General features: G+C 69.9%; 10 protein-coding genes. 6 read left to right on the top strand and 4 right to left on the bottom strand.

The window, feature by feature from the left end; translation table 11 throughout:
- Nucleotides 1-74: 74 nt before the first annotated feature.
- On the bottom strand, nt 75-305 hold the full coding sequence (locus ACWGIG_RS30755) for a DUF7455 domain-containing protein (RefSeq protein ID WP_362428065.1): 231 nt from the start codon (nt 303-305) through the stop codon (nt 75-77).
- Between the two features lie 449 nt (nt 306-754).
- Between ACWGIG_RS30755 and ACWGIG_RS30750 the strand changes: the two genes are divergently transcribed.
- From ACWGIG_RS30750 to ACWGIG_RS30730, 5 genes are all read left to right on the top strand, one after another.
- Nucleotides 755-2,872, top strand: coding sequence for a DNA gyrase/topoisomerase IV subunit B (locus ACWGIG_RS30750; protein WP_453324955.1), 2,118 nt, complete (start codon nt 755-757; stop codon nt 2,870-2,872).
- Nucleotides 2,873-2,993: 121 nt separating this feature from the next.
- Nucleotides 2,994-4,175, top strand: a complete 1,182-nt coding sequence (locus ACWGIG_RS30745; RefSeq protein ID WP_453324954.1) for a sensor histidine kinase — start codon at nt 2,994-2,996, stop codon at nt 4,173-4,175.
- A gap of 59 nt (nt 4,176-4,234) precedes the next feature.
- Complete coding sequence (locus ACWGIG_RS30740) at nt 4,235-4,885, top strand: response regulator (RefSeq protein ID WP_453324958.1); 651 nt, start codon at nt 4,235-4,237, stop codon at nt 4,883-4,885.
- A gap of 131 nt (nt 4,886-5,016) precedes the next feature.
- On the top strand, nt 5,017-5,496 hold the full coding sequence (locus tag ACWGIG_RS30735; protein ID WP_453324957.1) for a DUF485 domain-containing protein: 480 nt from the start codon (nt 5,017-5,019) through the stop codon (nt 5,494-5,496).
- Nucleotides 5,493-7,091, top strand: a complete 1,599-nt coding sequence (locus ACWGIG_RS30730) for a solute symporter family protein (protein WP_453324953.1) — start codon at nt 5,493-5,495, stop codon at nt 7,089-7,091. The genes ACWGIG_RS30735 and ACWGIG_RS30730 overlap by 4 nt, the downstream gene beginning before the upstream one ends.
- Nucleotides 7,092-7,131: 40 nt before the next feature.
- Here ACWGIG_RS30730 and ACWGIG_RS30725 read toward each other — a convergent pair whose 3' ends face one another.
- The 3 genes from ACWGIG_RS30725 to ACWGIG_RS30715 form a co-directional block, all read right to left on the bottom strand.
- Nucleotides 7,132-8,751, bottom strand: a complete 1,620-nt coding sequence (locus ACWGIG_RS30725) for an ATP-binding protein (RefSeq protein WP_453324952.1) — start codon at nt 8,749-8,751, stop codon at nt 7,132-7,134.
- A 58-nt stretch (nt 8,752-8,809) separates the two neighbouring features.
- Nucleotides 8,810-9,046, bottom strand: coding sequence for a hypothetical protein (locus ACWGIG_RS30720; protein ID WP_453324956.1), 237 nt, complete (start codon nt 9,044-9,046; stop codon nt 8,810-8,812).
- Between the two features lie 175 nt (nt 9,047-9,221).
- Complete coding sequence (locus tag ACWGIG_RS30715) at nt 9,222-9,698, bottom strand: DUF6082 family protein (RefSeq protein ID WP_453324951.1); 477 nt, start codon at nt 9,696-9,698, stop codon at nt 9,222-9,224.
- Nucleotides 9,699-10,243: 545 nt separating this feature from the next.
- Here ACWGIG_RS30715 and ACWGIG_RS30710 point away from each other — a divergent pair.
- A complete protein-coding gene (locus ACWGIG_RS30710; protein ID WP_453324950.1) occupies nt 10,244-11,449 on the top strand; it encodes a CobW family GTP-binding protein in 1,206 nt (401 codons plus the stop codon).
- The last annotated feature ends 254 nt before the right edge of the window (nt 11,450-11,703 follow it).

Below are 11,703 nucleotides of genomic sequence, written 5' to 3'. Positions count from 1 at the left end.
CCGCACACCCGGGGGAAGCCGCCCGTCGACCGCCTGGCGCCGGTCCTTGGCTCGTCGTGGACGCTCTCAGGGCGTCAGTGTTCGTCGTCCTCCGAAGACGAGGGTGAGACCGTCAGCCGGTCCGTCTCGTCCTGTATTTCCGCAGCGATCTTCTTGAGCTCGGGCTCGAACTTGCGACCGTGGTGGGCGCAGAAGAGCAGTTCGCCGCCGCTGGCCAGGAGAACGCGCAGGTATGCCTGGGCGCCGCAGCGGTCGCATCGGTCAGCGGCCGTCAGGGGGCTCGCGGGGGTCAGAACAGTAGTCACGTCGCCTCTTCTCTAGCTCGACGAGCTGTCGTACCAGGGTCAACATCCAACCAGGCCGAAAACGTTCCCGCTCGTGGCTTTTCCTTGAAACTTCTTCCGAAGGTCTTCCGGAGTGGTTGTCTGTTGCCGGTTGGCGGCGAATGAGCCGTATTGCGTCGCTTTACGGTTTCGCGTTGCTGGATTGTCTTGGTGGGAGTCCGACCGGCTGGATTGCCGGCTTGTTGATGAGGACGTGCCCGGAGCCTAAATGGTTCATGCCCGGAAGGGAACGTGACATGTGCTTCACTCCAACGAGGGATCGAACACCTGTACGTCTCTGGACTAGCATGAGTTTTCCCGAGGGTGGCGTGACAACCGCTCTACCAGGCCCCGTTACCCTCTGAGCGGCGACCGACGCCGACCCCGTACCCCATCGGGGCCCATTTGAAATTCAGCGAGGAGCGAACCGCGTGACCGCCGATACGACCGTCCCGTCCACCGCACTGCTGAGCGGCGCGGACCGTGACGGTTCCAACTACACCGCGCGGCACCTGCTCGTCCTCGAAGGTCTTGAGGCGGTCCGCAAGCGCCCCGGCATGTACATCGGGTCCACCGACAGCCGTGGCCTGATGCACTGCCTCTGGGAGATCATCGACAACTCCGTCGACGAGGCCCTCGGCGGCTACTGCGACCGCATCGAAGTCGTCCTGCACGAGGACGGCTCGGTCGAGGTCCAGGACAACGGCCGCGGCATCCCGGTCGACGTCGAGCCCAAGACGGGGCTGTCCGGCGTCGAGGTCGTCATGACCAAGCTGCACGCCGGCGGCAAGTTCGGCGGCGGCTCCTACGCCGCCTCCGGCGGCCTGCACGGCGTGGGCGCCTCCGTGGTGAACGCGCTCTCCGCCCGTCTGGACATCGAGGTCGACCGCAGCGTCACGCACTCGATCAGCTTCCGCCGCGGTGTCCCCGGCATCTTCACCGAGTCGGGACCGGACGCACCCTTCGACCCGGGCAACGGGCTCAGCAAGGGCAAGCGGGTACCCAAGGGCCGTACCGGCACCCGCGTGCGCTACTGGGCGGACCGGCAGATCTTCCTCAAGGACGCCAAGCTCAACCTGGAGACGCTCTACCAGCGTGCCCGTCAGACCGCCTTCCTGGTCCCCGGCCTCACCATCGTCGTCCGCGACGAGCGGGACCTGGAGGGCGTCGGCAAGAGCGAAGAGACGTTCCGCTTCGACGGCGGCATCAGCGAGTTCTGCGAGTACCTCGCGCAGGACAAGGCGATCTGCGACGTCATGCGGCTCAGCGGGACGGGCACTTTCAAGGAGACCGTCCCGGTCCTCGACGAGCGCGGCCACATGACGCCCACCGAGGTCACCCGCGAACTGGCCGTGGACATCGCGCTGCGCTGGGGCACCGGGTACGACACCACGGTCAAGTCCTTCGTCAACATCATCGCCACCCCCAAGGGAGGCACCCACATCTCCGGCTTCGAGCGCTCCCTCACCAAGACGGTGAACGAGTCGCTCCGCTCGGCCAAGCTGCTGCGCGTCGCCGAGGACGACGTCGTCAAGGACGACGCCATGGAGGGCCTCACGGCGGTCGTCACCGTACGGCTCGCGGAGCCGCAGTTCGAGGGCCAGACCAAGGAGGTCCTCGGCACCTCCGCCGCCACCCGCATCGTCGCCAACGTGGTCGCCAAGGAGCTCAAGGGCTTCCTGACGTCCACCAAGCGTGACGGCAAGGCGCAGTCGCGTTCGGTGATGGAGAAGATCGTCGCCGCCGCGCGGACCCGCATCGCGGCCCGCCAGCACAAGGACGCGCAGCGCCGGAAGACGGCCCTTGAGTCGTCCTCGCTGCCCGCCAAGCTGGCCGACTGCCGCAGTGACGACGTGGAGCGCAGCGAGCTCTTCATCGTCGAGGGGGACTCCGCGCTCGGTACGGCAAAGCTCGCCCGGAATTCCGAGTTCCAGGCGCTGCTGCCGATCCGCGGCAAGATCCTCAACGTTCAGAAGGCGTCCGTCTCGGACATGCTGAAGAACGCCGAGTGCGGCGCGATCATCCAGGTCATAGGAGCGGGGTCCGGCCGGACCTTCGACATCGACGCGGCGCGGTACGGCAAGATCGTGCTCCTCGTCGACGCCGACGTCGACGGCGCGCACATCCGCATCCTGCTGCTCACGCTCTTCCAGCGGTACATGCGTCCGATGGTGGAGGCGGGACGGGTGTTCGCCGCCGTTCCGCCCCTGCACCGGATCGAACTGGTCCAGCCCAAGAAGGGCCAGGACAAGTACGTCTACACGTACTCGGACAACGAGCTGCGCCAGACCCTGCTGGAGTTCCAGCGCAAGAACGTCCGGTACAAGGACGACATCCAGCGGTACAAGGGCCTCGGCGAGATGGACGCGGACCAGCTGGCGGAGACCACGCTGGACCCGCGCTTCCGCACGCTGCGGCGGATCAACATCGGCGACCTGGAAGCCGCCGAGCAGGTCTTCGACCTGCTGATGGGCAACGAGGTCGCACCGCGCAAGGAGTTCATCACCAGCGCCGCGGCCACGCTGGACAGGTCGCGCATCGACGCCTGACCTGCGCGAAGGCGAGGCGGCGGCGGCCGGGGCCGACGGTCGGAGTCAACCCGTGGGTGGAGCGACAAGCTCCACCCACGCTCCGATCCGGAACGCCCGGCCGATCCGTAATGTCGACGGCATGGGATCGCAGACGACGCAGTCGAGCGGCGGATTCACCGCCTGGCCCTCCAAGGAGGAGCTGTCGCGACTCGGGGTGCCCCGGGTGCGGATGGCGATCGACATCGCCCTGTGGCTCGGGATGGGCCTCTGGATCCTCTGGGAGGCGTACGCCTCCCGGGTGTTCGGCGGAGTCGCCGCAGTGGTGCCGCCGCTCGCGCTGGTGGCCGTCACGGGAGCGGCCGAGCTGTACGACCGGCAGACCGTGAGGCACCGCCTGCTGCCCTCGCTCGGGGTGCTCGGCGCGGTGGTGCTGCTGGCCGCCGGGGCGTATCTGGTGGGGGCGCCGGACCCCGGGGCCATCCTGCTGATCATCTGCGGGATACAGGCCGTGGTGCGGCTGCCGCTGTCGGTGGGTCTGCCGGTGGGAGCGACGGTCGTGAGCACCCACGCGCTGCTGGGTGAAGTGGGCCTCAGGGAGCAGGTGGTGGTGACCTGTGGGGTCTTGGTCATCGGGTACATGCTGCGACTGGACGCCCAGGCGCGCGGTTCCGGCTTCCGGCTCCTCGCGCAGGAGCGGGCCGCCCGCGTCGCCGAGGCCGAGTCGGCAGCCCTCGCCGAACGGGCCCGAATAGCCAGGGAGATACACGACGTCCTTGCTCACAGCCTCTCCGCGCAGATGGTGCACCTGGAGGCGGCCCGGCTGCTGATCGAGCGGGAGCCGCAGGGCGCGTTCCGCGACGGAGTGCTGGAGCGGGTCGTCGCCGCGCGAGGGATGGCCCGTGAGGGGCTCGCAGAGACCCGTCAGGCGCTCTCCGCGCTCCGTGGGGACATGGTGCCCGTCGAGGACTATCTGCGGGAGCTGGGGGCCGTGGAGCGGGCCGAGGTCCAAGTGTCGGGGGAGCGGCGGAAATTGACCGCGGACGCCTCGCAGGCAGTGCGACGGGTGGCCCAGGAGGCCCTCACCAACGTCCGCAAGCACGCCCCGGGGGCCGAGGTCCGGATCCTGCTCGCGTACGCGCCCGGCGAAGTCGCCCTGGAGGTACGGGACTCGGGCCGGCCCGACGCACGCGGCGAGTTGGCCGCCACGGGCGCCGGATACGGTCTGCTGGGAATGCGGGAGCGGGCGGAACTGCTCGGTGGCACGCTGGAGGCGGGCCAGGAGGGGAAGGGGTTCGTGGTGCGACTGCGGATGCCGGTGTGAACGGGACCGAGGGCGTGACGGGCAGAGCGGTGCGGGTGCTGGTCGTCGACGACCAGGCGATGGTGAGGGAGGGCATCGTCCTGCTGCTGGGACTGCTGCCCGGCATCGAGGTCGTCGGCTCGGCGGGGGACGGCGAGGAGGCCGTCGCGCTGGTCGCCGCACGCGCGCCCGACGTGGTCCTGATGGACCTGCGGATGCCCCGCTGCGACGGAGTGGAGGCGACCCGGCGGATCCGCGACCGGCACCCCTCGACGCAGGTCGTGGTGCTCACGACGTACGCCGACGACGACTGGCTCTTTCCTGCCCTCCAGGCCGGCGCCCGCGGCTACCTCACCAAGGACGCTGGCGGCGAAGAGATCGTACGGGCGGTGCAGGACGTGATGTCGGGGCAGGCCGGGCTGTCGCCGGGGGTTCAGCGGCGCCTCCTCGACCGGGTGACCGCGCCCGAGCCGCAGGTGTCAGGCCCCGACGAGCTTCCCGACGGGCTCACCCCGAGGGAGGCCGAGGTACTGGTGCTGATCGCGGAGGGGCTGCCGAACGGGGAGATCGCGCGGGCCCTGCACATCGGCCCGGCCACGGTGAAGACGCACATCAACAACCTCTTCGCGAAGACCGGCGTGCGCGACCGCGCACAGGCGGTGCGGTACGCCTACCGGCAGGGTCTCGTCAGGCCGCCCGCCGCAGGTGCACCGGGTGCGGGCGTCACCTAATGGGGTGAAGAGAGGGGATTGCCGATCCGGGGATCTTTCCGGTCTGCCCATCCTGGGGCGCGCGGACCGATCCGGCCGCGGACAAGGAGAGTTGTTCCGTGGAGAAGCACGAAGGGCGCGACGCCGCAGCGATGCGGTTCGACGACCCGTGGTATAACGCGCTCGCCTCCGGCTGGGGCGAACTGGACGGCGCGGGCGCCTCGGCGCACACGGCGCCACCCGTGCCCGCCGCGCCGGAGCACGAACAGAGCGCGGCCGACATCTACCTGGAGGTGCAGCGCAGCGCCGCCTTCCAGGAAGTGCGCAGTCGCTACCGGCGGTTCGTCGTCCCCGCGACCCTCGCCTTCCTCGCCTGGTACATCGTCTACGTCGTCGCCGCGACCACCGCGCCCGCGCTGATGGCCCGCCCGGTCGCCGGGGCGGTCAACGTCGCCATGGTCGCCGGGCTCGGGCAGTTTCTCTCCACCTTCGTGCTGACCTGGGCCTACGCCCGGCACGCCAGGCTCCGCCGGGACCGCGCCGCTCTCGAACTGCGCTGGGACACCCAGGAGTTGACCAGGATGACCAGGTCCTTCGTGCAGCCCGGCCCGACCGGGGGGTCCGCACGGTGAACGAGGGACACCAGACCCTGGCGCTGCTGCTGTTCAGCGCGTTCGTCGCGACGACCCTGGCGATCACCACCTGGGTCAGCCGCAACCGGCACGGATCGGCCGAGGAGTTCTACGTCGGCGGCCGGCTGTTCTCGCCCATGGAAAATGGTTTCGCCATCGCAGGCGACTACATGTCCGCGGCCTCCTTCCTCGGCATCTCCGGCCTCATCGCCCTCTACGGGTACGACGGCATGCTTTACTCCGTCGGCTTTCTGGTGGCCTGGCTCGTCGTGCTCTTCCTCGTCGCCGAACTGGTCCGCAACTGCGGCCGGTTCACCCTCGCCGACGTGGTCGTCTCCCGGATGCGGGAGCGCCCGGTGCGGATCGCGGCGGGAACTTCCTCGGTCACCGTGTCCGTTCTCTATCTGGTGGCCCAGATGGTCGGCGCGGGCTCTCTCGTCGGGCTGCTGCTCGGCGGCAGCAGCGGGGCCGCCCAGACCTGGACGGTCATCGGCGTCGGCGCGCTGATGGTGATCTACGTGACTCTGGGAGGCATGCGGGCCACCACCTGGATCCAGATCGTGAAGGCCGTGCTGCTGATGGCCGGTGCGCTCACCCTCACCGTGCTCGTCCTGGTCCGCTTCCACGGCGACTTCAACCAGCTGCTGACCACCGCCGCCGACCGCAGCGGCCACGGAAAGGACTTCCTCGCACCGGGCCTCAGGTACGGCGGGGACTGGACCGCGCGCCTCGACTTCATCAGCCTCGGTCTCGCCCTGGTCCTCGGCACGGCGGGCCTGCCACACATCCTGTCGCGCTTCTACACCGTGCCCACCGCGCGGGCCGCCCGCCGCTCGGTGGTCTGGTCGATCGGGCTCATCGGCAGCTTCTACCTGATGACCATCGTGCTCGGCTTCGGCGCGGCGGCCGTCCTCGGCTCCGACCGGGTACGGGCGTCGAACGCCGCGGGGAACACGGCGGTCCCCCTGCTCGCCCACGACCTGGGCGGCGGTGCGGGTTCCACTGGCGGAACGGTTCTCTTCGCCGTGGTCGCGGCGGTCGCCTTCGCCACGATCCTCGCCGTCGTCGCAGGCATCACCCTGGCCTCCTCGGCCTCCGTCGCCCACGACCTCTACGCGTCGCTGCGGAGCAGGAGCAAGCGGGCCAAGCAGTACAGCGAGGTCGCGGTCGCCCGGGTCGCCGCGGGTGGCATCGGGGTGGTGGCCATCGCCCTGGGCCTGCTCGCCCGCGATCTCAATGTGGCGTTCCTGGTGGGCCTGGCCTTCGCCGTCGCGGCCTCCGCGAATCTGCCGGTGCTGCTCTACTCGCTGTTCTGGCGCGGCTTCACGACGCGCGGGGCCGTCTGGTCGGTATACGGCGGACTGATCCCCGCCGTGCTGCTCGTGCTGCTCTCACCGGTCGTCTCCGGCAGCCCCGAATCGCTCTTCCCCGGCGCCGACTTCCAGCTCTTCCCGCTGCAGAACCCGGGCCTCGTCTCGATTCCGCTGGGCTTCCTGGCGGGCTGGCTGGGAACCGTCACCTCGTCCGAGCCGCCGGACGAGGCCAAGCACGCGGAGACGGAGGTGCGGTCGCTCACGGGGGCGGGGGCGGTCTGACACTGGGGGCGGGGGCGGTCTGACAGCGGGGGCGGCGGCCTCATTCCCGTACCGTCGGACCGGTCAGTGCCTCCGGTAGTACGACGGTGAACTCGGCGCCTCCGCCCGGTGCTTCCCCCACGCGTGCGCTCCCGCCCTGCCGCTCGGCCAGCCGCCGTACCATCGCAAGCCCAAGACCGCGCCTGCCGTGCGCGGGTAGCGCCTTCGTCGACCAGCCCTCCGTGAAGATCAACTCTCGTTGCGCGGGCGGCACTCCAGCACCGCTGTCCGTCACCCGTAGTACGACCTCCCGCCCCCGCGCGTGCAGGGCGACCTCGACGAACGCATCCGGCGAACCGGCCGCGGAGTCCAGCGCGTTGTCCACCAGGTTGCCGACCACCGTCACCAGCCCGCGCGGATCCACCAGCCGGTCGGGCAGCAGCGTCCCGTCGGCCGGCCGCAGCACCACCGCACGCTCCGCCGCGACCGTCGCCTTCCCGACCAGCAGTGCGGCCAGCAGCGGGTCGTGAATGCGCTCCGTGAACTGCTCGGCCGTGGCCCGGTGCACTCCGGCCACCTCCGTCACGAACTCGGCCGCCTCCTCGTACATCTCCAGCTCAAGCAGGCCCAGGAGGGTGTGCAGACGGTTCGCGTGCTCGTGGTCCTGGGCGCGCAGGGCGTCGATCAGGCCCCGGGTCGAGTCGAGCTCCCGGCCCAGCTGCTCCAGTTCGGTGCGGTCGCGCAGGGTGGCCACCGCTCCGCCGTCGTCCGTCGGCATCCGGTTGGCGACCAGCACCCGCGGCCCCCGTACGGTCAGCAGGTCCTCGCCCGACACCCGGCCCGTCAGCACGTCGGCGGTGCGTCCCGCGCCCAGCACCTCGTCCAGCGGGCGGCCGGTGGCCTCGCCGCCCACTCCGAGCAGCCGCTGGGCCTCGTCGTTGATCAGCCGCACCCTGCCCCCGGAATCGAGTGCCACGACGCCCTCCCGGATGCCGTGCAGCATGGCCTCGCGCTCCGTGAGCAGCGCCGCGATGTCGGAGAAGGCCAGGTCGTGGACCTGCCGCTGGAGCCTGCGGGAGATGAGGTAGGCGGCGAGTGCGCCCATCGCGAGTGCGCCGCCCGCGTAGGCGAGGAGCCCGGGGATCGCGGCGAGCAGTCGTCCGCGCACCGTGTCGTACTCGATCCCGACCGAGACGGCCCCGACGATCCGGCCGTGCAGGTCGCGCAGCGGGACCTTGCCGCGGGCGGAGCGGCCGAGCGTACCGCTGTCGATCTCCATCACCTCGCGCCCCGCGAGGGCGTCGCTCGGGTCGGTCGAGACGACCCGGCCGATCTGGGTGGTCGCGGTGTGCGACCAGCGGACTCCGCGCCGGTCCATGATCACGACGTACTCGGAGTCGGTCGCCCGCCGGATCCGCTCGGCCTCGGCCTGTACGGGGCCGCCGGGTTCGGCGGGGGAGCCCAGCAGCAGACCGGCGGTGCGGGGCGACGCGGTGGTCTGGGCGATGGCCAGTGCCCGCCGCATCGCCTGGTCGTCGAGCTGTGCGCCGAGCGGGGCGAGGAAGAGCCCGGTGGCGAGAACGGTGACGCCGGTGGCGATCGCCAGCTGCATCAGCAGGAACTGGGAGACGACGCGCTGCGGCCAGGTGATGCGCATAAACGCAAACGGTAGGGGAGACATCCGGGCGGCCTGCCGCCTCTGTCGGGTTGACGGGCCGCCCGGAGCTTGCAGCCAACGGCTATACGTCTGGAATGTCTTCTTTTGCTCTGATGAGGGTCTCCCTGCTGATCACGACGATGCGTTCGTAATCGGCGCGACCCGCGTCCGGCGGAAGTTTGTCGTCCAGCGAGGCGGTCGATTCCGTGCCGATGACCGCGAAGTTGCCGTCGCTGAGCTCGAAGATGTCCGGGCAGGTCTGTCCCGAGGCGCTGCCCCGGGCCCTGGGGGATGCGCCAATCCTGCGGACGATGTTCAGAATATTCAACAGGGATCCAGTTGGTGCTATGCCCTACGACGGACGGGGGCGGGACGGTTGCTGGCAGCCCGCGCGCGTGGGACATCGCAGGGCCCACTCTGCGTCGAGTGGGCCACAACCTAGCCGAATGGAGTGTTCCATGTCACACCGGTGAGCCGAATGGGCGTGAGGTGACTCAAGTGACCCACCAATTGTCATTTTGCTCACTCGCACGCGTGACGATCGGGTCGACCAGCTGACCGAGCCTGGCCTCCTGGGAATCCGCCGGAAGGCTGTCCCGGTGATGCTGGGTGGCATCCCAGAAGTCACGGAAGGCGCGGCTGCGGCAGATTCCCCGCATGTGCCCCAGAGCCTCGTCGGTGTTCATGATGCCGATACGGCAGTAGTGCAGGACGTTGCCGTAGACGATGTTGGCGTAAAGGAACTGGCGGTGGTGCTCCGGCGAGATGTCCGACTCGTATGTGTCCAGCACTTCGGCGAGCTGAGGGTCGTCCATGGCCCTGTACAGCAACTCCGAGTGCAGGTGGTGCTTCTCTATCAGCAGGGCCCGGTGGTGGAACTGTCTCTGCTGCGCCATCAGTGCGGCGACCGCCGCACTGAAAAGGAGGCCTGCGGCGACGTCCCGCAGGTGGCGATGTCCCTGCTTTGTCATGCACCCACCCCCGAATTCACAGGCGACCGTTCACCGAGCACCGGGGGACCGGACATGCGGTGCGGGCGGGCGGTCGTTGACTGTGCGACCGCCTCCCAGACTGCCGAGCGGCTCCGATCGGCGGGAGGCGGAAATGAGGCGCACGGAGGCACGTGTCGTGACTGCGCGCGCCGTATTGAGCATTCCCGGTGGAGAGGGCCAACAACCGTTGGTCGCCTGCGGTGCAGCCCGGTTCGGGCGGTGCGTGGGGCTCCGCGGAACACCGACATCCGGAACAGCGTCGCCGATTTCCGCCCACGGGCGGGGCGCCCGGTGCGCGTGCCGAGTCGAAGAGCTCGGCGAATCGGCGTTCCGTGCCCGAAGCGGGGGCTCATTCTCATCACCCGGCTGAGCATCCAGAACCGCAGGAGGGCTTCACCGATCCGCAAGTGGCGTGCATATGCGCGTAGTTCGTCCTCGATGTGGCTTGACCCACTCATATGCGAGACGGAAAGGGCGTACGCGAGGTCGGCGGTGTGCGCCGGAGCTCCTTTACGATCAGGACCATGTCCAGGCAACAGATTCCGGTCGTCGTCCTCGCAGGATTCCTGGGATCGGGGAAGACGACCCTGCTCAATCATCTGCTCAAGCGGAGTCGCGGCACCCGGATCGGGGCGATCGTGAATGACTTCGGGGCGATCGAAATCGATGCCATGGCGGTGGCCGGGCAACTCGGGGATTCGACCGTTTCGCTCGGCAACGGGTGTCTGTGCTGTGCCGTGGACGCGAGTGAGCTGGACGTGTACCTGGAGAAGCTCGCGGAGCCCGGCGCGGGCATGGACGTCATCGTCATCGAGGCGAGCGGGCTGGCCGAGCCGCAGGAGCTGGTCAAGATGCTGCTCGCCAGTGCGAACCCGCACGTCGTGTACGGGGGTCTGGTCGAGGTCGTGGACGCGGCCGAGTTCGGGGCGACGCGGCAGCGGCACCCGGAGATCGCGCGGCATCTGGCGATCGCCGACCTGGTGGTGCTCAACAAGACGGACCGGGTGGGGGAGAGCGATCTCGCACGGCTGCGGGACGAGCTGAGCGGGCTCGGCAGCGGGACCGTGATCGCCGCGGAGTACGGGCGGATCGACCCGGAGGTGCTCTTCGACCGTCGCACCGAAGCACAACACCGCGCGGACGGATGGCAGTTGAGCTTCGAGGACCTGCGGGCGGAGGCCGAGGGCGGGGAAGGAGCGCACGGCGCGCACCTGCACGCCGCGTACGCGAGCGTGGAATTCGTGTCTGCCGCACCGATGGATCCGCAGCGGCTGATGCGCTTCCTCGACGGCCGGCCCGAGGGGCTGTACCGGATCAAGGGGTACGTCGACTTCGGCGCCGCCGACGCGCGGAACCGGTACGCGGTGCACGCGGTGGGCCGGTTCCTGCGGTTCTACCCGGAGCCGTGGGGCAGCGACGAGGAGCGGCTGACGCAGCTCGTGCTCATCGGGTCGGGCACGGACGGGGCGGCGCTGCACGCGGAGCTGGCAGCGTGCGTGGCGTCGGGCGCGGCGGGTGGTGCGGCGGGTGGCGCGACAGCGGATGCGGAGCAGGAAGCCGGTCGTCCCGGTGCGGGTGCGGAGCGGGACGACCCGGGCGAGCGTGCCATGTGGGGCGTCCTGCGCTACGTACAGCAGCCGGACGCGGAGGACCCGGAGGACGCCGAGGGGGCAGAAGGCGCGGGAGGCCCGGAAGGCGCGGAGGGGGCGGACCGGCCCGGCGAGGACTGAGCCACGACCGGCCTGCCGGGCCCGGGCCGGCCTGGCCGCACTGGGACGGTCTGCGCCGGGACGGTCTGCGTTGAGGGTCGTTCGCCGCAGCGGCCCGCTCGCGCCAAGGCCCAGCGGTCCGTTCGCACTAAGCCCGGCGGTCTGCTCACGTCAAGGCCCGGCGGTCTGCTCACGTCAAGGCCCAGCGGTCCGTTCGCACCAAGGCCAGCGGTCTGCTCACGTCAAGGCCCGGCGGGCCGCGCGTACCGGTGCCC

The sequence above is a fragment of the Streptomyces sp. NPDC054863 genome, from assembly GCF_053610825.1.
Note: the sequence above shows the minus strand (reverse complement) of the source record. Positions and strands in the feature narration are given on the sequence as shown.

Excerpts from the sequence above, each read along its gene's own strand:
- ACWGIG_RS30745 (WP_453324954.1), top strand. The coding sequence starts at position 2,994 with ATGGGATCGCAGACGACGCAGTCGAGCGGCGGATTCACCGCCTGGCCC.
- ACWGIG_RS30740 (WP_453324958.1), top strand. The coding sequence starts at position 4,235 with ATGGTGAGGGAGGGCATCGTCCTGCTGCTGGGACTGCTGCCCGGCATC.
- ACWGIG_RS30735 (WP_453324957.1), top strand. The coding sequence starts at position 5,017 with ATGCGGTTCGACGACCCGTGGTATAACGCGCTCGCCTCCGGCTGGGGC.
- ACWGIG_RS30725 (WP_453324952.1), bottom strand. The coding sequence starts at position 8,751 with ATGTCTCCCCTACCGTTTGCGTTTATGCGCATCACCTGGCCGCAGCGC.
- ACWGIG_RS30715 (WP_453324951.1), bottom strand. The coding sequence starts at position 9,698 with ATGACAAAGCAGGGACATCGCCACCTGCGGGACGTCGCCGCAGGCCTC.
- ACWGIG_RS30710 (WP_453324950.1), top strand. The coding sequence starts at position 10,244 with ATGTCCAGGCAACAGATTCCGGTCGTCGTCCTCGCAGGATTCCTGGGA.